The sequence below is a fragment of the Streptomyces sp. NPDC003456 genome, from assembly GCF_042878735.1.
Lineage (GTDB): Bacteria > Actinomycetota > Actinomycetes > Streptomycetales > Streptomycetaceae > Streptomyces.
The window spans coordinates 932,213-954,636 of sequence record NZ_JBIAOK010000001.1; the positions used below are offsets into that span (position 1 = coordinate 932,213).

A 22,424-nucleotide genomic window follows, 5' to 3' on the forward strand; every position below is an offset into this window, starting at 1 on the left:
GCCGCCCGGGGAAGGCTCGACGCCCCGTCCGACCCGTGACGCTTGCGCAGGGGTCGCGTCCCTCGCCGTGGAGCACGGTCCGGTCGCAGGGGTTCTGCCCCGGCCGCGCAGGCCGGTTCAGGCGAGGTCGAAGGCGCGACGGGCGCGCTCCACCTCGGGCATGTGGGTGGCGGCCCACTCCAGGAGCACCTCGACCGGCTGCCGCATGGTCTTGCCCAGGGGGGTGATCCGGTACTCGACGGCGACGGGACGGGAACTGAGGAGCACGCGCTCCACGATGCCGTTGCGTTCGAGCCGACGCAGCGTGGCGGTGAGCGACTTCTGGGTCACCGCGGGGATCGCACGGCGCAGGTCGTTGAAGCGACAGGGACGTTCGCAGAGTTCGTTGAGGACGCTCAGCGACCACTTGTCGAGCACCTGGTCGAGGAACTCGCGGTGGGGGTGCTCGATCCTGAGCTCGCCGTCGTGACTGTGCGCAGTAGCCGGCACGATACCTGGTCTCCTTGAAGTGTCCTTCGTCTACCAGGTAGCAAAGGTATACCGAATTGGTCGAGGTGAGGAGACCTCCATGTCAGTCCGTCGTTTCACACCCGAAGGCATGATGCAGCCCACCCCCTACGAGCACGTGGCCGTGGGCACGGGAAGGCGTCACGTGCACGTCAGCGGCCAGGTCGCCCGGTCGGCGGACGGGTCTCCCCTCGCCCCGGGGGACCTCGCCGGACAGGTCGCCCACGCGCTGCGGAACACCGGCAAGGGCCTCGCCGGGGCGGGTGCGTCCTTCGACGACGTCCTGAGGCTCACGTTCTACGTCACCGACTGGGCGCCCGGGAAGATCGACGCGTTCATGGAAGGGGTCGGGCAGGTGGCGGAGGAGATCGGGTTGACGGTGCCGCTCCCGCCCTCCTCGCTGATCGGCGTCGACTACCTGTTCGAGCCCGACGTCCTGGTCGAGGTGGAGGCGACCGCGATCCTCGACTGAGCCGGCCCCCGGGGCCGATGCGGTGCGTGCGTGCCGCACGGCCCCGGCTCGCCAGGGCCCGACGGGGTCTCCCCCGGGCCCGGCGCCCGGAACTACGCTGCCCTCGTCCGGTGACCGACCCCGAGGAGCGCGATGCGCATCGCCCTGTTCCTGACCTGCGTGAACGACACGCTCTATCCGGACACCGGACGTGCCGTGGTGAAGCTGCTGACCAGGCTGGGCGTCGAGGTCGACTTCCCTCCGGGGCAGACCTGCTGCGGGCAGGCGCACTACAACACCGGGTACCGGCACGAGGCCGAGCCCCTCGCCCGGCGCTTCTCCGAGGTCTTCGGCGGTCACGAGGCGATCGTGACGCCGTCCGGGTCGTGCGGGGCGATGGTGCGGGAGCTGTACCCGCGGATGGGCGAGCGGGCCCGGGCGGAGGGGCGGGGCGGCGCCCTCGCGACCGCCCTGGCGCCGGTGGTGCCGAAGACCTACGAGCTCACCGAGTTCCTGGTGGACGTGCTGGGCGTGACCGACGTGGGGGCGTACTACCCGCACAAGGTCACCTACCACCCGACCTGTCACGGGCTGCGCGCGCTCGGGCTCGGCGAGCGCCCCGAGCGGCTGCTGCGGGCGGTGAGGGGACTGGAACTGGTCCGGCTGCCGGGCGCCGAGGAGTGCTGCGGCTTCGGCGGCACCTTCGCCCTGAAGAACTCCGACGTCTCCGCGGCCATGGGCACGGACAAGGTACGCAACGCCGAGTCGACGGGCGCCGAGGTGCTGTGCGCGGCCGACAACTCCTGCCTGATGCACCTAGGCGGGACGATGACCCGGCTGGGGACCGGCATGCGGCCGGTGCACCTCGCGGAGATCCTGGCGAGCACGGAGGAGGAACCGGCACCGTGAGCAGGACCTTCCTCGGCATGCCTGCGTCTTTCCCACCCACCCACCCGGCGTCTTTCCCACCCACCCGGCCGGCCCCTCCGGCTCACCCGGCGTTCCCCGCCTTCCCGGAGGCCGCTCGGGAGGCCGTCGGGGACGCGACCCTGCGCGGGAATCTGCGGCACGCCACCCGCACCATCCGCGCCAAGCGGGCCAAGGCCGTGGCGGAGCTGCCCGACTGGGCCGAGCTGCGTGAGGCGGGCAAGCGGATCAAGGACCACACCCTGCGCCATCTGGACCGCTACCTGGTGCAGTAGGAGGAGTCGGTCACGGCCGCGGGCGGTGTCGTGCACTGGGCCGCCGACGCCGGCGAGGCCAACGAGATCGTCACGCGGCTGGTACGGGCGACCGGCGAGTCGGAGGTCGTGAAGGTCAAGTCCATGGCCACGCAGGAGATCGGGCTCAACGAGGCGCTGGAGGCCGCGGGCATCCGCGCCTACGAGACCGATCTCGCCGAGCTGATCGTGCAGTTGGGCGAGGACCGGCCCTCGCACATCCTCGTGCCGGCCATCCACCGCAACCGCGGCGAGATCCGCGACATCTTCCGTGACCGGATGGCCGCCTGGGGCCGCCCGGCGCCCGAGGGCCTGTCCGACACACCCGCCGAACTCGCCGAGGCGGCCCGGCTGCACCTGCGGGAGAAGTTCCTGCGCGCCAAGGTCGGGATCTCCGGGGCCAACTTCATGGTCGCCGAGACGGGCACGCTCGTGGTCGTGGAGTCCGAGGGCAACGGGCGGATGTGCCTGACCCTGCCCGAGACGCTGATCTCGGTCGTCGGCATCGAGAAGGTGGTTCCGACGTGGCAGGACCTGGAGGTGTTCCTGCAGACCCTCCCCCGCTCCTCGACGGCCGAGCGCATGAACCCCTACACCTCGACCTGGACCGGTACGGCCGACGGGGACGGCCCCCGGGAGTTCCACCTGGTCCTGCTGGACAACGGCCGCACCGACACCCTCGCCGACGCGGTCGGCCGGCAGGCCCTGCGCTGCATCCGCTGCTCGGCCTGCCTCAACGTCTGCCCGGTGTACGAGCGGGCCGGCGGCCACGCCTACGGCTCGGTCTACCCGGGACCGATCGGCGCGATCCTCAGCCCTCAACTGCGCGGCACGGCGAGCGAGATCGACGCCTCCCTGCCGTACGCGTCCTCGCTGTGCGGGGCGTGCTACGAGGTCTGCCCGGTCGCCATCGACATCCCGGAGGTGCTGGTGCACCTCCGGGAGCGTGTCGTGCAGGGCGGCCAGGCGGTCCGCGGGGGCAACAAGGTGGTGCTGCGCCCGGCGAAGGGGCACGCGGCGGAGCGGGCGGCGATGCGCGCGGCCCGCTGGGCGTTCACGCACCCGGGCGCGCTGCGCACCGGCCAGCGCGCCGCCTCCGCGACCCGGCGTTTCCATCCCCGCACCCTGCCGGGCCCGGGCCGGGCCTGGAGCGCGACGCGGGATCTGCCGCAGGTGCCCGCCGAGCCGTTCCGCGACTGGTGGCGGCGGACGGGCGGCGGGAAGGACGGGGCGCAGTGAGCAGCAGGGAGCGGATCCTGGGCCGGGTGCGGCGCGCACTGGCGGACCAGCCGGCCGAGGAGGCTCCGATCGCGCGGGACTACCTGCGTGAGCACGGGCAGCGCGGTATCGCGGAGACGGTGGAACTGCTGGCCGCGAACCTGGCGGACTACCGGGCGGTGGTGCACCGCACGGACGGGGAAGGGGTGGCCGGACTGATCGCCGCACTGCTGAAGCGGCGCGGATCGGCCTCGGTGCTCGTGCCGCCCGGTCTGGACGCGGCGTGGCTGGCGGCGACCGGCGCGGCGCGGGTGGCGGACCGGGCCGGGAGCACCCCGCGCGCACTCGACCACGTGGACAGTGTGGTGACCGGCTGCGCGGTCGCCGTCGCGGAGACCGGGACGATCGTGCTGGACGGCTCTCCCGACCAGGGCCGCCGGCGGATCACCCTCGTCCCGGACCACCACATCTGCGTGGTGCGCGTGCCCGGCCAGGTCGTCTCCTCCGTGCCGCAGGCGCTCCGGCGCCTCGACCCGGCGCGTCCGCTGACGTGGATCTCCGGGCCGTCGGCGACCAGCGACATCGAGCTGGACCGGGTCGAGGGGGTGCACGGCCCGCGCACCCTGGAGGTGGTGCTGCTGAGCGGGGACTGACCCGGGGTCAGGGCAGGATCGAGTCGACGTAGCCGCCGTCGACCCGCAGGGCGCCGCCGGTGGTCGCGGAGGCCTGGTCGGAGGCGAGGTAGACGACCATGTGGGCGATCTCCTCCGGCTCGATCAGCCGCTGCAGCAGGGACTGGGGCCGGTGCTGCTTCATGAAGGCGCGCTGGGCCTCGTCCCAGGGCAGGTCGCGGTCGACGAGCTGGTAGACGAAGTCCTCGACGCCGCCGGTGTGGGTGGGGCCCGCGATCACGGAGTTCACCGTCACGCCGGTGCCGGCGGCCTGCTTGGCGAAGCCGCGGCCGACCGCGAGCAGGGCCGTCTTGGACATGCCGTAGTGGATCATCTCGGCCGGGATGACGACCGCCGAGTCGCTGGCGATGTTCTGGACGCGTCCCCAGCCGCGCTCGGTCATGCCGGGCAGGACGAGCCGGGTGAGACGGACGGCGGACAGGACGTTCACGTCGAAGTAGCGGCGCCACTCGTCGTCGCTGATCTCCAGCGGGTCGGCGGACCCGAAGACGCCGAGGTTGTTGACGAGGATGTCCACCTGCCCGAGCGTGTCCACCGCCTGCCGGGCACCCTCGTCGCCGGTCACGTCGGCGGCCACCGGCACGAACGCGGCGCCGGGCACCTCGCCGCGCATCCGCTCCACCGCCTGTTCCACGCGCTCGGCCGAGCGGCCGTTGACCCCCACCCGGGCGCCCGCCCGTGCCAGGCCCGTGGCGATGGCGGCGCCGATGCCCTGCGTGGAGCCGGTCACCAGCGCGGTGCGCCCCTTGAGATCGATCTGCATGCCGTTCCGACCCTTTCCGTACGGGAGTGATCAGGTACCCCGGGGGGCGTCGCTGAGCACACCCCCCGATGCGGGTCTGCGGCCAGTGTGGTCGTCTCCCGTTCCCCTGAGCGTCGAGGCGGGACTCAGGGCGTGTCGGACGAAGGGGGACGAAAGACCGCCCTCGGCGTGTTCCTGGTGGTCCTCAGCGCGTACCGGACGCGTCCAGCAGCGCGGTCACGGTCGCGGTGGTCAGTCCGTCCAGGGTCTCGATCCCGGCGCCGGCCCGGGCGCTGGCCCCGTCGAAGACGAGCATCAGCTGGCGGGCCAGCAGTTCCGGATCGCGGGCTCCCCCTTCGGCGGCTCGGGTGCGGAAGAAGCCCTGGAGGCGTTCCTTCGCCCCGCGGGCGACCGCGCTCGCCGGGTGGGCGGGGTCCTTCAGCTCGACGAGCGCCGCGAGGTAGGGGCAACCCAGGTAGGCGGGCTCGGCGGCGGCCTTCTCCAGCCGTTCGAAGACGTGCAGGATGCTCTCGCGCGGTGTGCCGGCCGGCTCCTCCTCCGGGTCCGGGGTGAGACGCGCCTCGTACTGCGGGAGCAGCCGGTCCAGGCTGGCCGCCAGGACCTCGTCCTTGCCCGCGAAGAGCTGGTACATGGACCGCTTCGAGACCCCGGCGCTGCGGCACAGCGTCTCGACACCGATGGAGACGCCCTCGCGGTAGAAGAGGTCGGCCGCCGCGTCGAGCAGCCGGTCGCGGGTGGACGCCTTGTCAGTCGTGGCCATGGAGGCGAGGGTACCGCGCCGCCACCCCGGAGGAAACCGATCGGTTTATGGCGCATCCGGCACCGGCGGCCTCGTGACAGCGGCGATGAACAAGCGCTTAGATAGTGCCGTTCGCCGCTGCCGTCGCCCGGAGGTCTTCGTTGTTCACGTCCGTCGACGAGGTCTCCGCCCGCCTGGCCGAGGCCGGCTACCTCGCCTCACCCGCCGTCGCCACCACCGTCTTCCTCGCCGACCGGCTCGGCAAGCCGCTGCTGGTGGAGGGACCGGCCGGCGTGGGCAAGACCGAACTCGCCAAGGCCGTCGCCCGGGTCGCGGGCGCCCGGCTGGTGCGTCTGCAGTGCTACGAGGGCGTCGACGAGTCCCGTGCGCTGTACGAGTGGAACCACGCCAAGCAGCTCCTGCGCATCAGCGCGGGCCGCGACGAGACGTGGGACGAGACCCGCACGGACATCTTCAGCGAGGAGTTCCTGCTCACCCGGCCGCTGCTGACGGCCATCCGCGGCGACGACGCGAAGGTCCTGCTGATCGACGAGACCGACAAGGCGGACGTCGAGGTGGAGGGCCTGCTCCTGGAGGTGCTCAGCGACTTCCAGGTGACCGTCCCCGAGCTGGGCACCATCACCGCCACGCGCCGCCCCTTCGTCGTCCTCACCTCCAACGCCACCCGCGAGCTGTCCGAGGCGCTGCGCCGCCGCTGCCTGTTCCTGCACATCGGCTTCCCCGACGAGGAGCTGGAGCGCCGCATCGTACGGCTGCGGGTGCCGGGGCTGGACGAGGCGCTGGCCCGGTCGGTCGTCCGGGTCGTGGGGGCGCTGCGGGCGATGGACCTGCGCAAGGCCCCGTCGGTCGCCGAGACCGTCGACTGGGCGCGCACCCTGCTGGAGCTCGGCGCCGGCACCCTGGACGAGACCGTCGTGCGGGCGACACTCGGCGTCCTGCTCAAGCACCAGGACGACGTGCTGAAGGCGTCCGCCAAGCTCGACCTGGACGCCCTGTGACCCCTGCGGCCGGTGTCGCGCAGCGGCTGACGTCCCTGGTGGCTGCGCTGCGCGCGCACGGCGTCCGGATCGGCACCGGGGAGACGGTGGACGCCGCACGCGCGATGGAGGAACTCGGCCTCACCGACCGGGAGCTGCTGCGCGAGGGGCTCGCGGCGACGCTGCTGCACGGGCCGGGACAGCGGCCGGTGTTCGACGCGGTCTTCGACCTGTACTTTCCGCGCGGGGTGGGTGCCCCCGGCGGGGAGCCGGCCGGGCGGGAGGCCCTGCGCGACCGGCTGGCCGACGCGCTGGCCGCCGACGACCGCGCCCTGCTGGGCCGGCTGGCGGTCGAGGCGGTCGACGGTTTCGGCGGCTACGGCTCCTCGCCCGAGTCGGACGGCTGGTCGTCGTACCAGGCGCTGGAGCGGCTGCGGCCGCAGACCCTGATGGCCCGGGTCCGGGACCGGGTGCGCGCCGGGGACGGGAGCCAGGGCTTCGCGGACCGGCTGCTGGAGGACGAGATCCGCCGGCGGATCGAGTCGTTCCGCGCGCTGGTGACCGCGGAGGCGCGGCGCCGGGTCGCCGAGCGGCGGGGGCGCGACGAGATCGCCCGGCGCGCGGTCGCCCCGACCGCCGACCGGGTCGACTTCCTGTTCGCGGGCCGGGACCGGCTGGCCGAGCTGCGCCGCACGGTGCAGCCGCTCGCCCGCAAGCTCGCCACCCGGCTCGCGGCCCGGCGGCGCCGCGCCTCCCGCGGGGCGATCGACCTGCGGCGGACGCTGCGCGGTTCGCTGTCCACGGGCGGGGTGCCGATGCGTCCGGTGCTGCGCCGGCGCCGCCCCGCCCGCCCCGAACTGGTGCTGCTGTGCGATGTGTCCGGGTCGGTCTCGGGTTTCTCCGACTTCACCATGCTGCTGGTGCAGGCGCTGCACGACCAGTTCGGCAAGGTGCGGGTGTTCGCCTTCGTCAACCGGATCGACGAGGTGACGGGCCTGCTCCGGCACGGTGCCGCCGACCCGGAGGGGCTCGGGGGCCGCATCCAGGCGGAGGCGGCGGTCACGGGCCACCACGGCAGCAGCGACTACGGCATGGCCCTGGGCGAGTTCGCCGAGCGCTGCGCCGACGCGGTCGGGTCGCGCACGACCGTGTTCGTGCTGGGCGACGCCCGCACCAACGGCAGCGACCCGAACCTGCCGGCCCTCGCCCGGATCGGCGAACGGGCCCGCCGCGTGTACTGGCTGAACCCCGAACAGCGCGACCGCTGGGGCACCGGCGACTCGGTGGCGCCGGCCTACGCCGAGCTGGTGCAGATGCACGAGTGCCGCAACGTCCGGCAGCTGAGCGCCCTGGTGGCACGGCTGCTGCCGGTGTGATCAGGCGGCGAGCTGCGGGTACAGGACGGCGGGGTCGGCCGCCAGCCCGGCCTTGACCTGCCGCGTGAGCTCGTCGGCCAGGACCTCGTGCGCGCCGGACGCGATGCCGTCGAGCGCCTGGGCGGCGACGCTCTCGGCCGTGGACTTGGGGGCGTCGACCCCGGCGGCCATGTCGGTGTCGACGTAGCCGACGTGCAGGCCGGTCACGTCGATGCCGCGCGGCTTGAGGTCGAGGCGCAGCGAGTTGGTCTGCGACCACAGGGCGGCCTTGGAGGCGCTGTAGGAGCCGGCGAGCCCGATCCAGGACAGCACGGAGTGCACGGTGAGGATGTGCCCGCCGCCGTTGCGCTCGATGACCGGGACGAAGGCCCGGGTGACCAGGAGCGGGCCGTAGAAGTTGGTCTCGAACTCGCGCCGGACGTCTTCGACGGGCGAGTCGAGGAAGCTCGCGCTCACCGCGGCGCCCGCGTTGTTGATCAGCAGGGTGACGTCCTGGGCCTGCTCGGCCGCGGCCGTGACGGAAGCGGGATCGGTGACCTCCAGGGCGAGCGGCACGGCGTCGGGGTGGGTGACGGTCCGCGGGTCGCGGGCGGTGGCGTAGACCTTCTTCGCGCCGCGCTCGTACAGGGCGGCGACCAGGGCGCGGCCGATGCCGCGGCTGCCGCCGGTGACCAGAGCGACGGAACCTTCGATGGCGGTCATGGGTGTCTCCCTCACGGAACACGCACCTTGGAAACCGATCGGTTTCCCGTGTCGAGAAGCGTAAACCGATCGGTTTCCGAAGAGCAAGCGGCCGTCCGCCGCCGGGCGGGAAGGACAGGAGGCCGGCCAGCCGTTCCTCCGCCCGGCGGGGCCGCGGTGAGGGGTGGTGGGGCTAGTCCTTCTTGGCGTACGCCTTGGCCATGTCGCCCGCGAAGTCGTACACCACGCACTGCTCGTCGCCGACGACCCAGGCGTCGTGGCCGGGCGAGCAGACGAACACGTCGCCGGGGCCGACCTCGCCCTCGGTGCCGTCGTCCATGCGGATGTGCATGCGGCCGGACACCACATAGCCGTTGTGGTGGATCTGGCAGCTGTCGGTCCCGGCGAGCGGGGCCACCGACTCCGACCAGCGCCAGCCCGGTTCGAACGTGGCCACGGCGAAGTCAAGTCCCTGCATGTGGACGGCTTCGAGGTGGCCTCGGGGGTAGTCGCGCCGCTCGTCCGGCTTGTCGAGCGTCTTCATCTCCAGCATGACGCTCCTCCTCCATGAGGCTGTGCCTCCATCGTCCGCCCGCCGGACGGGCGATGCCAGCTCAGGCGGCCCCGGTTCCGCAGAGTTCGGCGAAGCGGCGCGCGTCCACGTTGCCGCCGGAGACGATCACTCCGACGCGGCGCGGGAGCGGGCCCGCGCGCCCGGTGAGCAGCGCGGCCAGCGGGGTGGCGCCGCTCGGTTCGACGACGATCTTCAGGTGCTCGAAGGCGAACCGCATCGCCTCCCGGATCTCGTCGTCACCGACCAGCTCGATCGCGTCGACGAGACGGCGGTTGACGGAGAAGGTGAGTTCGCCGGGCGTGTGCAGTGCCTGGCCGTCGGCGATGGTGCGCGGCACGGGAACGGTGACCCGCCGCCCCGCCTCCAGGGAGCGCCTCGTGTCGTCCCCGGCCTCCGGTTCGATGCCGATCATCCGGATGCCCGGGTACAGCGCCTTGGCCACGGTGGCGCTGCCGGCCATCAGCCCGCCGCCCCCGACCGGCACCAGTAGGGCACCCAGCTCCCCCGTCTCCTCCAGCAGTTCGAGTGCCGCGGTGCCCTGCCCGGCCATGACGTGCGGATGCTCGTAGGGCGGGACGAGTGTCAGCCCCCGCTCGGCGGCGAGGGCCTCGGCGAGGGCGACCCTGTCGCCGGTGTAGCGGTCGTACGTGACGACCTCGGCGCCGTAGCCCTCGGTGGCGGCGCGCTTGGAGGGCGGGGCGTCCTCGGGCATGACGATGACGGCGGTGGTGCCCAGTTCGCGGGCGGCGAGGGCGACGGCCTGGGCGTGGTTGCCGGAGGAGTAGGCGGCGATGCCGCGGGACAGCTGCTCGGGGGTGAGCCGGGAGGCGGCGTTGTAGGCGCCGCGGAACTTGAAGGCGCCCACCCGCTGGAAGTTCTCGCACTTGAGGTGCACCTCGGCGCCGACGAGCGCGTCCAGGGTGCGGGAGCGCAGTACGGGCGTGCGGTGGGCGACGCCCTTGAGCCGGGCGGCGGCGTCCCGGACGTCGTCGGGGGTGACCGGGGGTGTGGTGGTCGTCACGCGGATCCTCCGGGGGGAGTGTCGTGGGCGGCCCGGGCCTGGGCGAGGTAGCTGTAGGCGGAGGCGCGGGAGATGCCGAGCCGGCCGGCGACCTGCTCCACGGCTCCGCGCACGGCGAAGACACCGCGGGCGTCCAGGCCGCCGAACAGGTCCAGGCGCTCCGCGCGGTCGAGTTCGGCCCAGCTGCCCCGCTGTCTCGACCGGTGGGCGTCGACGAGGGCGTCGACCACGGAGTCGATGTCGTTGCCGAAGGTGGTGGTCGGGACCTCCGCGGGCGCTGTGTCCGCCCCGGCGAGGGCGCCGAGGAGCCGGTGCGCCGCGCCGACGGCGCCGATGTCGAGGTTGACGCAGAGGGCGCCGAAGACGGCGCCCGTCGAGTCGCGCAGCACCATCGTGGAGGACTTCACCAGCGCGCCGCCGCGGGTGCGGGTGACGTAGTTGAGTTCGTCGGCCGCTCCGTCACCGCCGGCGAGGACGCGCATGCCGATCTCGCTCATCGCACCGCCCACGGCCCGCCCGGTCACCGAACCGGCCACGGCGACCACCGACTTCTCCGGGTCGCGGTAGTCGTGCAGCACCACTTCGCAGATCGGGCCGAAGGTCGCGGCGATGCCGTCCACGACGGGAGTCATCGCCGCCAGGATCGCGTCCCGTTCGGCGTCCAGCGCACCGTCCATTCCGGCTCCTCTCACCACCGTCCACCCTAGACCAGGAGTCCAGGTTCTGGATAGACCGTCCAGATGCTCGACAGGCGGCGGCCGCCGCAGATGCGCCGGCGTCCGGCAGGGAACGGCCGGTGCCCGCCGGACGGGACCGCCGGCCCCGTGCCCGCCGGACGGGACCGGCGGGCACGGGGCGGTGCGGGAACCGTCAGGCGGGCAGGGCGCTCCCGACGGCGGTGCGGGGCCGTCAGGCGGCCAGTGCGGGCTCCGACGGTGGCGCGGCTCGGTCCGCCTCGGCCAGCAGGGCCACGAGGGTGGCCCGCGCGCGGGCCACCCGGGAGCGGACCGTGCCGACCGGGCAGCGGCTCAACTCGGCGGCCTCCGCGTACGGCAGGCCCAGCAACTGGGTCAGGACGAACGCCTCGCGGCGCTCCGCGGGCAGCCCGTCGAGCAGTTCCCGCAGCATGACTCCGTCGTCGAAGCCGGGCAGGCCGCGCGGCTGGGCGAGTTCGGCCGCCAGTTCCCAGTCCGCCAGATCGGCCCGGCGGGGACGTACGGCCGTGGACCGGATGCTGTCGGCGACCGCGCGCCGGGCGATGGCCAGCAGCCAGGCCCGCGCCGAGGAGCGGCCCTCGAACCGGTGGAGGCTGCCGAGCGCGCGCAGGAACGTGTCCTGCGCCAGATCGTCCACCGCCTGCGGATCGGCACACAGGTGCGCGACGTACCGGATGACGTCGCGGTGCAGGGCGCGGACGAAGCGGTCGACGGCTGCGGAGTCACCGCCGCGGGCGGCCAGCGCCCAAGCGGTTATCGACTCGTCGGCGCAGGCCGATCGGTCGCGGGGCAGGGCAGGAGTGATCACCTGGTGTCCTTCTCGGGGTCCGGGACCACGGGGTGCGCGGGCACGCCGTGCCGGCGGGCGGGCGCACGCGCGTGGTCCGGTGAGGTGGGGACGCGGCGCGCCGTACGGCACCCGGGCAGCCGTGGCGGCGGACGGGGTGCACCGGAGTACGGACGCGGGACCGCGGCCGGGGCGGCGCGGAGAGCCGCCCCGGTGGTGGCGCCGGCTGCCGTCAGGCGGCAGCGGTCCCCACGGGCGGGCCTCGGGAGGTGATCGCGTGGACGAGCAGGAGCAGCCGCGGCCTGCGGTCCGAGGACCGGCGGCGGACACGCACCGGCGGGGGCGGCGGCGGTACGGGCCGGGCGAAGAGGAGCCGCAGCGGCGCGGCGAGCCGGGCGCCCACGGCGCGCAGCAGACGGAAGGCGGCCCGTTCGCCGTGGGCCAGCCACAGGCCGCAGAGCAGCGCGGCGAGCAGGTGGGCGGCCAGCATCCCCAGGGACGCATCACCGCCGGTGCCGTGACCGGCGTGCCCCAGGGCGCCCATGCCGTGGTGCGTACCGCTCGGCCCCGCACCGGCGCCCATGCCCATGTCCATGCCCACGTGCAGGGCGTGGGGGTCCGCGGTGCGGGCTCCCCCGGCCGGCGTCCCCGGCCCCTGGGGGGCGAGGGAGAACGCCGAGTGCAGAGCGGTCTGCACGGTGACCGCGACGGCGACGACCACGCCGGGTCCGCGTTCGCGGCCCGCCAGGCACCAGCCCGCCGCACCGGTGGCGGCCCAGCCGGCCGCCAGCACCGGCAGCGGCACGTGATCGCCGGACATCATGACGTGCCCCAGGGCGGCGAGCACGACGCAGACGGCCGCGAACACCGCGGCCCGCACCGTGCGAGCACACCACCCTGCCGTCATGGCGCCTCATCCTCGCATCCGGCCCCGGTTCTGCACCCATGGGTACGCGCATCACCCGGCCCGGCCACTCAACCCCGGACACGTGATCCAGGCCACTTCAAGGGGAGCGCGGGGAGCGCCCACCCCGGGGAGCCGGAGCCTCCGGCCCCGGTCAGTGGTGGGAGTGGACCACCGCGTGGCCCAGACCGCGGCCGATCATCCATTTGTTGATCGGCGTGGTGACCAGGAAGGCGACCACGAAGCCACCCAGGAGGGCGGACCAGAACAGCGCGTCCGCCAGGTGGGCGTCCATCGCGCCGGGGGTGAGGGCGATGATCGCGTTGTCGACCAGTTCCATCACGGCGATCGAGACGGTGTCCGCGGCCAGGGCGACACGGACGGCGGCCTTGAGGCCGAGGCCGGTGCGGACCACGGCGATCAGGGTGAAGGAGTAGCCGAAGAGGAAGGCGAGGGTGATCGCCAGGACCATGGTGGGCACGTTGGCCCACCCCAGCGCCGTGCCGATCACCATGCCGAGGATCTCGCCGAGCGCGCACCCGGCCAGGCAGTGCAGCGTGGCCTTCACCGCCATGCCCCAGGAGGCCGGCCCGCGAGGGTGCCGCCCGTGGCCGTGCTTCTCGTGACCGTGCCCGCCGGGGTCGTGCCCCGGGCCGTGAGAGGTGGCGTCCATGGAGCGACCATATACCCCTAGGGGGTATGCATACCAGACTTTCCCGCTGCCGCGAGTCGCACCCCGCGCATACGTCGACCGGGCTCGGTGCCGTCCTCCCGCCCCGCCTAGAGTGAGGCGGCATGACCGACCAGTCGCCGCAGAGCACCCCGACGCCGCACGCCTACCTCGCCGAGCTGTTCTCGCTGGAAGGGCGCGTGACCCTGGTCACCGGCGGCAGCTCGGGCATCGGGCGCGCCATCGCCGTCGCCCTGGCCCGCGCCGGGGCGAGCGTGGTGATCGTGGCCCGCAGGGAGCAGCAACTCGCCGACACGGTCGCCGAGTTGACGGAGCTGGGCTGCCGGGCCGCCTGGGTCGCGGCCGACCTGGGCACACGCGAGGGCGTGCGGGCGGCCGCCGACGGTGCGGTCGAGGCGTTCGGCGAGCCCGACATCCTCGTCAACAGCGCCGGCATCAACATCCGTCCGCCGATGGACGAACTCACCGAGGACGTCTGGGACATCACGATGGCCGTCAACCTGGAGGCCCCCTTCCTGCTGGGACAGCGTTTCGGCCCCGGCATGGCGGAGCGCGGCTACGGGCGGATCATCCACATCAGCTCCCAGCAGGCGCACCGCGCGTTCGTGCAGAGCGGGGCCTACGGCGCCTCCAAGGGCGGACTGGAGTCCCTGGCCCGCTCCCAGGCCGAGGCCTGGTCGCCGCGCGGCGTCACCAGCAACGTGCTCGTGCCGGGCTTCGTCCTGACCCCGCTCAACGCCCGCCTGCAGTCCGATCCCGGGACGGTGGCGGCCCTGGCCGCCCGGACGATGATCGGGCGCAACGGCCTGCCCGGTGACTTCGCGGGCGCCGCCGTCTTCCTGGCGAGCCCGGCCTCCGCGTACGTCACCGGCCACTCGCTCTTCGTGGACGGCGGCCTCTCCGTGCACTGATCCGCCCCCGGGCCGCATCGGACTGCTCCCGACGGCTGCCCCGCCCCGGCCCCGGCGTCCCCCGGGTGGAGAGCGGTGGCGCGCGCCCCGCGATGCCCGGTGTCACGCTGGGCGCAGGACTCGCTGAAGGGAAGCACCGCCATGATCACCACGGAGTACGCTCCCGGCTCCCCCTGCTGGCTCGACCTCGGCGCTCCGGACGTCCGGGCCGCCGCGTCCTTCTACGGCGCCGTGCTCGGCTGGGACTACGAGTCGATGGGCGAGAGCGAGGACTTCGAGGGCGGGATGTTCAGGAAGGACGGCAAGGTCGTCGGCGGTCTCGGCAAGCTGACCGAGGAGGGCGCGCGCCCGGCCTGGATGATCTACTACAGCGTCCCGGACGCGGACGTCACGACCGAGGTGGTGCGGCAGGCCGGCGGCACCGTGCGGGTCGAGCCGATGGACCTCGACGAGTGGGGCCGGATGGCGCAGTACAGCGATCCCCTGGGCGGCCAGTTCGCCGTCTGGCAGCCGGGGACGACCGCGGGCCTGGACCTGGTGGACGAGCCGGGCTCGCTGGCCTGGGTCGAGCTGTTCACGACCGACGCGGCGGCGGCCCGGGAGTTCTACGGCGGCCTGTTCGACTGGCAGTTCAGCGACATGCCGCTGCCCGGCGGTGCGGGCACCTACACGATGGTCACCCCGGCGGGCCTGACCGAGGACCGGATGCACGGCGGGCTGATGGAGATGGGCGCGCAGGACCTGACGCTGACGGACGGGCGGCCGTACTGGCACCCGGTCTTCGCGGTCGAGGACTGCGACGCCGCGGCGGCCCGGGTCACGCAGAAGGGCGGCGAGGTGCAGATGGGGCCGCAGGACATGGAGGGCGTCGGCCGGCTGGCCGTCTGCCTGGACCCGGCCGGGGCGGAGTTCGTGCTGCTCGCCGCCGCGGAGGACTGAGGACCGGGGGCCGGGGAGCGACCGGGCGAGCCCGTGATCCGGGGTCGGCGGGAACGCGCCGCCGTCATGGCATGAGGAGTCCGGAGGATCCGAGCGGCGAGGCCGCCGACCTCGTCCGCGTGTCCGAGCGATGGGCCGCGGCGATCGTCTCCGACGACCCGGACCGGATCGCCGCGTTCATGGCGGACGAGTGGGTGATCGTCTCGGCGTCCGGCATCGACTCCCGGGAGCGGTTCCTCTCCCTGGTCGCGTCCGGCGCCCTCTCCCATACGGCGATGGACCTGCGCACCCGCCCCCGGGTCCGCGTCCACGGCGACACGGCCGTCGTCACCGGCCGGGTGACCAGCACGGCGCACCACCGGGGCGAGCGGTTCGACTCCGACGAGTGGACGACCGACGTCTTCGTGCGGCGGGAGGGCCGCTGGCTGTGTGTCCTGAGCCACGTCACCGAGGCAGCCCCGGACTGACCGCAGGGCTGCTGCCGATCGCGGCGGGCTGCGCCGGTGGCCGCGGCCGGCGTCGAGTCGTGATCTTGCTCACGCCGGGGCGGACGCCGGTCGCGCACGAGGGGCCGCGCGGCGCCCGCCGGCGCACGTGGGGACCATCACAGGCGCCGCTCTCCCCCGGCCGCGGAGGTCCGTGCCGGCCGGGGCGTCCCGCAGCCGCGGGACGCCGCCGCACGGGGACGACGGGGCCACGCGGCGCCAGTATCCTGGGGCGGCTGCGGCAGCCCCCACGAATCCCCGCGCACATGCGGGGAGTTCGGCCTGCGGCGACGGACCTTCCCCTGAGCGTGAGACGAGGACGAGTGCTGCTAGCGGGCCGCTACCGGCTGGATGTGGAGATCGGGCGCGGTGGAATGGGAGAGGTCTGGCGTGCGTACGACGAGACGCTCGCCAGAGCGGTGGCCCTCAAGCTGCTGCTGCCCCAGGACACCGACGCCACGGCGACCTCGCGGTTCCGGCTGGAGGCCCAGACCGCCGGTCGCCTGAACCACCCCCACGTGGTGGGCGTGCTGGACTTCGGCGAGTTCGACAACCGGCTCTACCTGGTGATGGAGCTGGTCGACGGCGACAGCCTCTCCCAGGTGCTCGCCACGTCGGGCCCGATGCCCGCCGAGCGGGTGGCCGTCCTGGCCGCCCAGGCGTCGGCCGGACTCGCCGCCGCACACGCGCAGGGCATTGTCCACCGGGACGTCAAACCCGCCAACCTGCTGCTCGACGCCCGCGGCACCCTGAAGATCGGCGACTTCGGCATCGCGCGCTTCATGGACGACCCCGGCGCCGCGCTCACCGCCACCGGCCAGATCGTCGGCACCGGCATGTATCTCGCGCCCGAACGCGCCCTGGGCAAGCCCGCCGGCCCGGCCTCCGACATGTACTCGCTGGGCTGTGTGCTCTACCAGCTCCTCAGCGGCCGGCCGCCGTTCGAGGCGGACAGCGCCGTCGCCCTGCTCCACCAGCACCTCGACGCCGTTCCCGTGCCGCCGCGCGAGCTCGGGGTCGCTGGCCTGCCGCCCGCCTTCGAGAACTACCTGCTCGGCCTGCTCGCCAAGCAGCCCGAGGACCGGCCCACCGCGCAGCAGGCGGCCGAGTGGTTCGCGGGCGGCGCCTGGCGGGGGCTGCCCGAGCCCCTGCCGGAGATGTCGCCGTCCCCGCGGACGCGGCCCCGGCCGGCGGTGCCCTCCGGTCAAGGCCCGTATCGCGGTGCGGAGACCAGCAGCCCGACCACGTACGCCCTGCCCTCGGCGGCCGGGCCGCGCGGCGCGGCCCGCGCGGCGCAGGCCGGGCGTCCCGGGCGGGGCGGACGGCGGGGCGGCGGGGGCGGAAACCGTTCGAAGGCCGTCGCCGCGGCCGCGGCGGCGGCGCTGTTCGTCGCCGCGATGCTCATCGGCATGCAGTGGTTCTCGCCGGACGACACCGACACGAAGGGCACGGACCCGGGTCCGTCTCCCACCGCCAGCACCCCGGCCGCCGAGGAGAGCCCGGGCCCGGCGTCCGGTTCGCGGCCGGACCCCGGCCCGGCGGCGGCCACCACCCCGGCCACCGGGACCGTGGCCGACGTCACGCCGGCCGGCACCCCGCCCGCCGAGCAGGCCCCCTCCTCGCCGGCGGCCGCCGGCACCGCTCCCGCGCAGGACCCGGCCGCCGGGACACCGGCGGAGACGGAGCAGCCGCAGCAGGAGCAGCCCCCGGCGCCGCAGGGGGACGGCGAGGGCGGGAACGGCGGGGACGAGGGCGACGACTGACCCCTACGGGGTGCTCCTCCGGCGGGGCCCCGGATGCGCCGGTGTGCGAGGGGGCGCCCCCTCGCGCGCCCCCGGTGCGGGTTGTGCTCGTCCTGATCCGGGCCTTATTGTCACCTGGCCTTGGTGAACGGGAAATCCGGTGTGATGCCGGTGCGGCCCTCGCCACTGTGAATCGGGAAGTCCGGCTCCGGCCCCTCGCGGGCAGCCACTGGGTCCTCGTGACCCGGGAAGGCGGAGTCCGGGCGGTGGTACCCGTCAGCCAGGAGACCGGCCAAGGCGCGTCAACCATCCACGAGGTGCTGGAGAGGGTCTGCTGAGCCATGCACATAGCCGAGGGTTTCCTTCCTCCGGCGCACGCGGTCGCCTGGGGCGTCGCGTCGGCGCCGTTCGTCGTCCACGGGGTCCGGTCACTCACCCGCGAGGTGCGCGAGCACCCCGAGAGCACCCTGCTCCTCGGCGCCTCCGGCGCCTTCACGTTCGTCCTGTCCGCGCTGAAACTGCCGTCCGTCACGGGCAGTTGCTCGCACCCGACCGGCACGGGCCTGGGGGCCATCCTGTTCCGGCCGCCGATCATGGCCGTGCTCGGCACCATCACCCTGCTCTTCCAGGCGCTGCTGCTGGCCCACGGCGGCCTGACCACGCTCGGCGCCAACGTCTTCTCCATGGCGATCGTCGGGCCCTGGGCCGGGTACGCGGTGTACAAGCTGCTGCGGCGCTTCGACGTGCCGCTGATGGTGACGGTGTTCTGCGGCGCGTTCGTCGCCGACCTGTCCACCTACTGCGTCACCAGCGTGCAGCTGGCACTCGCCTTCCCCGACCCGGGCAGCGGGTTCCTGGGCGCGCTCGGCAAGTTCGGGTCCATCTTCGCCGTCACGCAGATCCCGCTCGCCGTGAGCGAGGGGCTGCTGACGGTCCTCGTGATGCGGCTGCTGGTGCAGTCCAGCAAGGGCGAACTCACCCGGCTGGGCGTGCTGCTGACCCGCACGGAGACGCGGACCGAGACCGAGGCGGTGGCCCGATGAGCCGGAACACGAAGATCAACCTGGTGCTGCTCCTGGCCGTGGCCGCGCTCGCGGTGCTGCCGCTCGTGCTCGGCCTCGGCGACCACAAGGAGGAGCCCTTCACCGGCGCCGACGGCGAGGCGGAGACGGCGATCACGGAGATCCAGCCGGACTACGAACCGTGGTTCTCCCCACTGTACGAACCGCCGTCCGGTGAGATCGAGTCGGCCCTGTTCTCCCTGCAGGCCGCGCTCGGCGCCGGTGTCCTCGCCTACTACTTCGGGCTGCGCCGGGGACGGCGGCAGGGCGAGCAGCGGGCGCTGGAGCGGGAGGCGGCGACCGCGCCCCCGGGTGCCGCCGGAGAGTCCGTCTCCGCGAAGGACTGAGCCCGGTGCTGCCGATCGACGCGGCGGCGCACAGCAGCCGCTGGCGCCGCCGTCATCCCGTGGACAAGGCCGTGCTCGGGCTCGGTCTCACCGCACTGGCCGTCTGCCTGCCGCCCTGGCCGGGCGCGGCCCTGGTGCTCGTCACCGCCGTCGCGGTGCTGCTCGGCCCGGCCGGTGTGCCCGCACGGCGGCTGTGGCGGGCCTACCGGGTCCCGCTGGGCTTCTGCGCGACCGGCGCGCTGACGCTGCTGGTGCAGGTCGGCGGGCCGGGCGGGTTCGTCTCGCTCGCCGCCGGCGGGCCGGTGCGGGCCGGGGAGTTGATGCTGCGCACCTCCGCGGCCTCGCTGGGCGTGCTGCTGTTCGCCTTCACCACGCCCCTGTCCGACCTGCTGCCGCGGCTGGTGCGGGCCGGGGTCCCGGCGCCCGTCGTGGACGTGGCGCTGGTGACGTACCGGATGAGCTTCCTGCTGCTGGACTCCGTGCGCCGCGTCCACCAGGCGCAGGCGGCCCGCCTCGGCCACACCGGCCGCCGCGCCGAGTGGCGTTCGCTGGCCGGTCTCGGCGCCACGGCGTTCGTGCGGGCCTTCGACCGGGCCGCCCGGCTCCAGGCCGGCCTGGCGGGGCGCGGCTACGACGGCACCCTGCGCGTGCTGGTGCCCGAGGCGCGCGTCTCCGTCCGTTTCACGGCCGCCAGTTGCCTGCTGCTCGCGGCGCTGGCCGTCCTCACCGTTCTCCTGGAAAGGCCGCCGTTGTGAGCGAGCCCGCCCTCGTCGCCCTGCGCGGCGCGTCCTTCGCCTACGAGGACGGCCCGGCCGTGCTCAGCGGCCTCGACTTCACGATCCGCGAGGGGCGCGCGCTGGCGCTGCTCGGCCGCAACGGCAGCGGCAAGACGACCCTGATGCGGTTGCTCAGCGGCGGACTGCGTCCGCGCGCGGGCGAGTTGACCGTCGAGGGGCGGCCGGTGACGTACGACCGCAAGGGCCTGACGCGGCTGCGGACGACGGTGCAGCTGGTGGTGCAGGACCCGGACGACCAGCTGTTCGCGGCCTCCGTGGAGCAGGACGTGTCCTTCGGGCCGCTGAACCTCGGCCTGCCCGGCGGGCAGGTGCGCGAGCGGGTGGCGGAGGCGCTCGCCGCCCTGGACATCACAGCGCTGGCGGACCGGCCCACGCACCTGCTCTCCTACGGCCAGCGCAAGCGGACCGCCATCGCGGGCGCCGTCGCCATGCGGCCGCGGGTGCTGATCCTGGACGAGCCGACGGCCGGGCTGGACCCGGACGGCCAGGAGCGCCTGCTCACCACCCTGGACGGGCTGCGGGCGAACGGCACCACGGTGGTGATGGCCACCCACGACGTCGACCTCGCCCTGCGCTGGGCCGACGACGCGGCGCTGCTCACCCCGTCCGGCGTCCGCACCGGGCCCGCCGAGGCGGCACTGGCCCGCACCGACCTGCTGCACGCGGCGGGGCTGCGCCTGCCGTGGGGGGCCGCGGCGGCGCGACTGCTGCGCGCGCACGGCCTGGTGACCGGCTCGCAGCCGTGCCCCCGGACGGCGGAGGAACTCGCGGCGCTGGCCGCCGGGCGGGCGGGTGCCGTGCCGGAGGGCGCGCCGGTTCAGTCGACGTAGGACTGCAGCGGGCCGCGGCGGCGGACGTCCAGGGTCGCGCAGTGGAACGAACCGCCGAACGGCGCGTAGTGCAGCAGGTCGCAGGGGATCGGTTCGAACCCCCACTTCTCCAGGGCGCGCAGCATGCCGGTGTGGTGCCGCTCGGCGATCACCCGCTTCTCGTCGAGCATGAGGACGTTCATGCTCAGCCACTTGCCGCACATCGACGTCACCTTGAGCAGCCGGTCCTTGATCGGGTCCGGCTCGGGCGCCACCAGGACGTCCCAGGAGTCCAGGACCGGAGGCAGCGTGTCGACGTCGATGTACTCGGGGTTGACGAGCACCTTGCCGGGGGCGAGCAGCACGAAGGTGGTGTCGATGTGCATGGGGGTGCGGCAGCGGCTGGGGATCTCGTGGATGCGGTATCCCGGCCCCAGGTGGCGGCGCAGCCAGTCGATGCCCATGCGGTTGGTGACGTTGCTGCGGGTGACGAAGAGGTCCCGGCCGGCCCGGACGAAGTCCGCGGCGTCGAAGACGGGTTCGAACTCGGTGAGGATGTAGCGCATCGGTTCGCCGGGCGCGGGGACCGTGAAGTCCGGGTCGAACAGCTCGTCCGTCAGCTGGGGCCTGGGCGCCGCGGTCCAGCGCGCTCCGCGGCGGAAGTAGTCCTTGAGGATCGGGCGGTAGGAGTGCGTCTCGAAGTAGCGGCACGGCCAGGCCATCGGGGTCTCGATGATCTCGTCGCCGATCACCAGCATGCTGTCGCGGGGGCAGGTGTTGCAGAAGCCGCGGGAGGTCCAGTCGGGGGTGCCGAAGCGGCGCCGGTGGTCGACCGCGTCGGGGCGCCGGACGGTGACGCCGAGGGACCGGAGCAGGCCGACGAAGGCGTCGATCTCCTCCTGCGCCTTCTCCACCAGCAGCCGCGGATAGCGCAGTCCCGCCGCGAGGCCCTGCAACCGCCCGGCCCAGGGCGGCACGTTGCAGGTGACGACGTCGTGGTCGGAGGGGATGGTGGCGCCCTCCAGACGGCCGACGACGATCTCTTCCAGCGGGTCCCACTCGGTGTGCGAGGACACGGGTGAGGAGAGCCGCTCCAGCGGCTCGCCGGAGGCGGCCGGGCGCCGGGCCTCCTCGCCGGCCACGGCCGGCCTTGCGGGTTCCATGACGGCCATGACTCACCACTCCCGTCCGGGTGGGTCTCGCGGTGCCGGAACGTGCGTCGTACGCGTGAGGAGACCGTCCGGAACGAGCGCCGGCGGCCGCCTCGGTACCGATTCGATTGCCCGGCATGCCGGTTGTCCATCCCGGTGGCGCCGCACTACTTTTCCGAGGGTGGATCTCTTCTCACAGTCCTGGACGGCGCTGCGCGCGGCGGTCGCCGCCCTCGGCGACGAGGACTTCGGGCGTCCTTCCGGCTGCACGGGCTGGCTGGTGCGCGACCTGGTGTGCCATCTGGTCGTCGACGCCCAGGACGTGCTGATCACCCTGGCGACCCCGTCGGACCGTGAACCGACCCGCGACGCGCTGACGTACTGGGAGGTCTCCGCCACGCCGCCGGCCGGGGACGACCCGCTGGACGCCCTGACCGTCCGGCTGGCGGCCGCGTACGAGGAACCCCACCTCCTCGCGTTCCACCTGGACGACGTGGGCTCCGCGGCGGGCCGCGCCGCGCTGCTCGCGGACCCGGCCGGGCGGGTCGGCACCCGCGGCGAGGTCCTGACCGCGGCGGACTACCTGTCGGCGTACGTGCTGGAGTGGACGCTGCACCACCTCGACCTGATCGCCCACCTGCCCCGCGCGCAGCAGCCGCCCGCCGCCGGGCTGCGCCGGTCGCGGGAGATGCTGGAGGGGATCGCCGGCGAGGCGTTCCCGGCGTCCCTGCGCGACGTGGACGCCCTGCTGATCGGCACGGGCCGGCGGGCGCCCACCGGCGCGGAGCGGGCCGCCCTCGGCGAGCGGGCGACGCGTCTCCCGCTGTACCTGGGCTGACCCTGC

Annotated in this window: 25 protein-coding genes, 1 pseudogene and 1 riboswitch; of the genes and pseudogenes, 15 read left to right on the forward strand and 11 right to left on the reverse strand. The window is 74.0% G+C overall.

Annotation, left to right across the window (positions count from 1 at the left end):
• Positions 1-117: 117 nt before the first annotated feature.
• The gene (locus tag ACFYWG_RS03765) at positions 118-489 is read right to left on the reverse strand and encodes a winged helix-turn-helix transcriptional regulator (protein WP_383507824.1); all 372 of its coding nucleotides are present in this window, start codon (positions 487-489) and stop codon (positions 118-120) included.
• Between the two features lie 79 nt (positions 490-568).
• Here ACFYWG_RS03765 and ACFYWG_RS03770 point away from each other — a divergent pair, with 79 nt between their 5' ends.
• The 4 genes and pseudogenes from ACFYWG_RS03770 (at position 569) to ACFYWG_RS03785 (ending at position 4,049) form a co-directional block, all read left to right on the forward strand.
• Complete coding sequence (locus ACFYWG_RS03770) at positions 569-979, forward strand: RidA family protein (RefSeq protein WP_389199054.1); 411 nt, start codon at positions 569-571, stop codon at positions 977-979.
• A 132-nt stretch (positions 980-1,111) separates the two neighbouring features.
• The gene (locus ACFYWG_RS03775; RefSeq protein WP_389199056.1) at positions 1,112-1,867 is read left to right on the forward strand and encodes a (Fe-S)-binding protein; all 756 of its coding nucleotides are present in this window, start codon (positions 1,112-1,114) and stop codon (positions 1,865-1,867) included.
• A 17-nt stretch (positions 1,868-1,884) separates the two neighbouring features.
• Positions 1,885-3,417 (forward strand): annotated as a pseudogene (locus ACFYWG_RS03780) (LutB/LldF family L-lactate oxidation iron-sulfur protein).
• A complete protein-coding gene (locus ACFYWG_RS03785) occupies positions 3,414-4,049 on the forward strand; it encodes a lactate utilization protein C (RefSeq protein WP_389199058.1) in 636 nt (211 codons plus the stop codon). Before ACFYWG_RS03780 ends, ACFYWG_RS03785 begins: the two are co-directional and overlap by 4 nt.
• A gap of 7 nt (positions 4,050-4,056) precedes the next feature.
• Here the strand turns inward: ACFYWG_RS03785 and ACFYWG_RS03790 are convergent, their stop codons facing one another.
• Together ACFYWG_RS03790 and ACFYWG_RS03795 are read right to left on the reverse strand one after the other, a co-directional pair.
• Complete coding sequence (locus tag ACFYWG_RS03790) at positions 4,057-4,851, reverse strand: SDR family NAD(P)-dependent oxidoreductase (protein ID WP_389199060.1); 795 nt, start codon at positions 4,849-4,851, stop codon at positions 4,057-4,059.
• A gap of 184 nt (positions 4,852-5,035) precedes the next feature.
• Positions 5,036-5,611 (reverse strand): TetR/AcrR family transcriptional regulator, encoded by a 576-nt coding sequence (locus ACFYWG_RS03795; protein WP_385417152.1) that lies wholly within the window; start codon positions 5,609-5,611, stop codon positions 5,036-5,038.
• 140 nt (positions 5,612-5,751) lie between these two features.
• Between ACFYWG_RS03795 and ACFYWG_RS03800 the strand changes: the two genes are divergently transcribed.
• Together ACFYWG_RS03800 and ACFYWG_RS03805 are read left to right on the forward strand one after the other, a co-directional pair.
• Entirely contained in the window at positions 5,752-6,609 is an 858-nt protein-coding gene (locus ACFYWG_RS03800; protein WP_383507841.1) for an AAA family ATPase, read from the forward strand.
• Positions 6,606-7,964 (forward strand): VWA domain-containing protein, encoded by a 1,359-nt coding sequence (locus tag ACFYWG_RS03805; RefSeq protein ID WP_389199063.1) that lies wholly within the window; start codon positions 6,606-6,608, stop codon positions 7,962-7,964. Before ACFYWG_RS03800 ends, ACFYWG_RS03805 begins: the two co-directional genes overlap by 4 nt.
• On the opposite strand, the gene ACFYWG_RS03810 is transcribed toward ACFYWG_RS03805, so the two are convergent.
• The 7 genes from ACFYWG_RS03810 to ACFYWG_RS03840 form a co-directional block, all read right to left on the reverse strand.
• Entirely contained in the window at positions 7,965-8,666 is a 702-nt protein-coding gene (locus ACFYWG_RS03810) for an SDR family oxidoreductase (RefSeq protein WP_389199065.1), read from the reverse strand.
• Positions 8,667-8,838: 172 nt separating this feature from the next.
• Entirely contained in the window at positions 8,839-9,198 is a 360-nt protein-coding gene (locus ACFYWG_RS03815; RefSeq protein WP_376329980.1) for a cupin domain-containing protein, read from the reverse strand.
• 61 nt (positions 9,199-9,259) lie between these two features.
• Positions 9,260-10,240: a pyridoxal-phosphate dependent enzyme gene (locus ACFYWG_RS03820; protein WP_389199068.1), complete on the reverse strand. Its 981-nt coding sequence runs from the start codon at positions 10,238-10,240 to the stop codon at positions 9,260-9,262.
• The gene (locus ACFYWG_RS03825; RefSeq protein WP_389199070.1) at positions 10,237-10,917 is read right to left on the reverse strand and encodes a transcriptional regulator; all 681 of its coding nucleotides are present in this window, start codon (positions 10,915-10,917) and stop codon (positions 10,237-10,239) included. The genes ACFYWG_RS03820 and ACFYWG_RS03825 overlap by 4 nt, the downstream gene beginning before the upstream one ends.
• Positions 10,918-11,149: 232 nt before the next feature.
• On the reverse strand, positions 11,150-11,764 hold the full coding sequence (locus ACFYWG_RS03830) for a sigma-70 family RNA polymerase sigma factor (protein ID WP_376334118.1): 615 nt from the start codon (positions 11,762-11,764) through the stop codon (positions 11,150-11,152).
• A 211-nt stretch (positions 11,765-11,975) separates the two neighbouring features.
• Positions 11,976-12,650 (reverse strand): hypothetical protein, encoded by a 675-nt coding sequence (locus ACFYWG_RS03835; RefSeq protein WP_389199073.1) that lies wholly within the window; start codon positions 12,648-12,650, stop codon positions 11,976-11,978.
• Positions 12,651-12,801: 151 nt separating this feature from the next.
• Complete coding sequence (locus tag ACFYWG_RS03840) at positions 12,802-13,320, reverse strand: DUF4396 domain-containing protein (RefSeq protein ID WP_383505251.1); 519 nt, start codon at positions 13,318-13,320, stop codon at positions 12,802-12,804.
• A 122-nt stretch (positions 13,321-13,442) separates the two neighbouring features.
• Here ACFYWG_RS03840 and ACFYWG_RS03845 point away from each other — a divergent pair, with 122 nt between their 5' ends.
• The 8 genes from ACFYWG_RS03845 to ACFYWG_RS03880 all read left to right on the forward strand — a co-directional run bounded on the left by ACFYWG_RS03845 (position 13,443) and on the right by ACFYWG_RS03880 (position 20,450).
• Complete coding sequence (locus ACFYWG_RS03845; RefSeq protein WP_389199076.1) at positions 13,443-14,249, forward strand: SDR family NAD(P)-dependent oxidoreductase; 807 nt, start codon at positions 13,443-13,445, stop codon at positions 14,247-14,249.
• A 141-nt stretch (positions 14,250-14,390) separates the two neighbouring features.
• Complete coding sequence (locus ACFYWG_RS03850) at positions 14,391-15,188, forward strand: VOC family protein (RefSeq protein WP_389199078.1); 798 nt, start codon at positions 14,391-14,393, stop codon at positions 15,186-15,188.
• 71 nt (positions 15,189-15,259) lie between these two features.
• The gene (locus ACFYWG_RS03855) at positions 15,260-15,655 is read left to right on the forward strand and encodes a nuclear transport factor 2 family protein (protein WP_383505261.1); all 396 of its coding nucleotides are present in this window, start codon (positions 15,260-15,262) and stop codon (positions 15,653-15,655) included.
• A gap of 341 nt (positions 15,656-15,996) precedes the next feature.
• A complete protein-coding gene (locus ACFYWG_RS03860) occupies positions 15,997-17,436 on the forward strand; it encodes a protein kinase (protein ID WP_389199456.1) in 1,440 nt (479 codons plus the stop codon).
• Between the two features lie 104 nt (positions 17,437-17,540).
• A riboswitch (cobalamin riboswitch) is annotated at positions 17,541-17,727 on the forward strand.
• A 29-nt stretch (positions 17,728-17,756) separates the two neighbouring features.
• Positions 17,757-18,458 (forward strand): energy-coupling factor ABC transporter permease, encoded by a 702-nt coding sequence (locus ACFYWG_RS03865; protein WP_383505264.1) that lies wholly within the window; start codon positions 17,757-17,759, stop codon positions 18,456-18,458.
• The gene (locus ACFYWG_RS03870) at positions 18,455-18,823 is read left to right on the forward strand and encodes an energy-coupling factor ABC transporter substrate-binding protein (protein WP_389199081.1); all 369 of its coding nucleotides are present in this window, start codon (positions 18,455-18,457) and stop codon (positions 18,821-18,823) included. The genes ACFYWG_RS03865 and ACFYWG_RS03870 overlap by 4 nt, the downstream gene beginning before the upstream one ends.
• A gap of 5 nt (positions 18,824-18,828) precedes the next feature.
• Positions 18,829-19,578, forward strand: a complete 750-nt coding sequence (gene cbiQ / locus ACFYWG_RS03875) for a cobalt ECF transporter T component CbiQ (protein WP_389199083.1) — start codon at positions 18,829-18,831, stop codon at positions 19,576-19,578.
• Complete coding sequence (locus tag ACFYWG_RS03880) at positions 19,575-20,450, forward strand: energy-coupling factor ABC transporter ATP-binding protein (protein ID WP_389199085.1); 876 nt, start codon at positions 19,575-19,577, stop codon at positions 20,448-20,450. Before cbiQ ends, ACFYWG_RS03880 begins: the two co-directional genes overlap by 4 nt.
• Here the strand turns inward: ACFYWG_RS03880 and ACFYWG_RS03885 are convergent.
• Positions 20,438-21,601 carry an amidinotransferase gene (locus ACFYWG_RS03885; protein WP_389199087.1) on the reverse strand — a complete coding sequence of 388 codons (1,164 nt, stop codon included), beginning with the start codon at positions 21,599-21,601 and terminating at the stop codon, positions 20,438-20,440. The two genes, ACFYWG_RS03880 and ACFYWG_RS03885, sit on opposite strands and share 13 nt — an antisense overlap.
• 160 nt (positions 21,602-21,761) lie before the next feature.
• Between ACFYWG_RS03885 and ACFYWG_RS03890 the strand changes: the two genes are divergently transcribed.
• Positions 21,762-22,418 carry a maleylpyruvate isomerase N-terminal domain-containing protein gene (locus ACFYWG_RS03890; RefSeq protein WP_389199089.1) on the forward strand — a complete coding sequence of 219 codons (657 nt, stop codon included), beginning with the start codon at positions 21,762-21,764 and terminating at the stop codon, positions 22,416-22,418.
• Positions 22,419-22,424: the final 6 nt, after the last annotated feature.

Excerpts from the sequence above, each read along its gene's own strand:
- ACFYWG_RS03770 (WP_389199054.1), top strand. The coding sequence starts at position 569 with ATGTCAGTCCGTCGTTTCACACCCGAAGGCATGATGCAGCCCACCCCC.
- ACFYWG_RS03870 (WP_389199081.1), top strand. The coding sequence starts at position 18,455 with ATGAGCCGGAACACGAAGATCAACCTGGTGCTGCTCCTGGCCGTGGCC.
- ACFYWG_RS03810 (WP_389199065.1), bottom strand. The coding sequence starts at position 8,666 with ATGACCGCCATCGAAGGTTCCGTCGCTCTGGTCACCGGCGGCAGCCGC.
- ACFYWG_RS03855 (WP_383505261.1), top strand. The coding sequence starts at position 15,260 with ATGAGGAGTCCGGAGGATCCGAGCGGCGAGGCCGCCGACCTCGTCCGC.
- ACFYWG_RS03790 (WP_389199060.1), bottom strand. The coding sequence starts at position 4,851 with ATGCAGATCGATCTCAAGGGGCGCACCGCGCTGGTGACCGGCTCCACG.
- ACFYWG_RS03815 (WP_376329980.1), bottom strand. The coding sequence starts at position 9,198 with ATGCTGGAGATGAAGACGCTCGACAAGCCGGACGAGCGGCGCGACTAC.
- ACFYWG_RS03835 (WP_389199073.1), bottom strand. The coding sequence starts at position 12,650 with ATGACGGCAGGGTGGTGTGCTCGCACGGTGCGGGCCGCGGTGTTCGCG.
- ACFYWG_RS03845 (WP_389199076.1), top strand. The coding sequence starts at position 13,443 with ATGACCGACCAGTCGCCGCAGAGCACCCCGACGCCGCACGCCTACCTC.
- ACFYWG_RS03885 (WP_389199087.1), bottom strand. The coding sequence starts at position 21,601 with ATGGCCGTCATGGAACCCGCAAGGCCGGCCGTGGCCGGCGAGGAGGCC.
- ACFYWG_RS03850 (WP_389199078.1), top strand. The coding sequence starts at position 14,391 with ATGATCACCACGGAGTACGCTCCCGGCTCCCCCTGCTGGCTCGACCTC.
- ACFYWG_RS03865 (WP_383505264.1), top strand. The coding sequence starts at position 17,757 with ATGCACATAGCCGAGGGTTTCCTTCCTCCGGCGCACGCGGTCGCCTGG.
- ACFYWG_RS03775 (WP_389199056.1), top strand. The coding sequence starts at position 1,112 with ATGCGCATCGCCCTGTTCCTGACCTGCGTGAACGACACGCTCTATCCG.
- ACFYWG_RS03795 (WP_385417152.1), bottom strand. The coding sequence starts at position 5,611 with ATGGCCACGACTGACAAGGCGTCCACCCGCGACCGGCTGCTCGACGCG.
- ACFYWG_RS03840 (WP_383505251.1), bottom strand. The coding sequence starts at position 13,320 with ATGGACGCCACCTCTCACGGCCCGGGGCACGACCCCGGCGGGCACGGT.
- ACFYWG_RS03825 (WP_389199070.1), bottom strand. The coding sequence starts at position 10,917 with ATGGACGGTGCGCTGGACGCCGAACGGGACGCGATCCTGGCGGCGATG.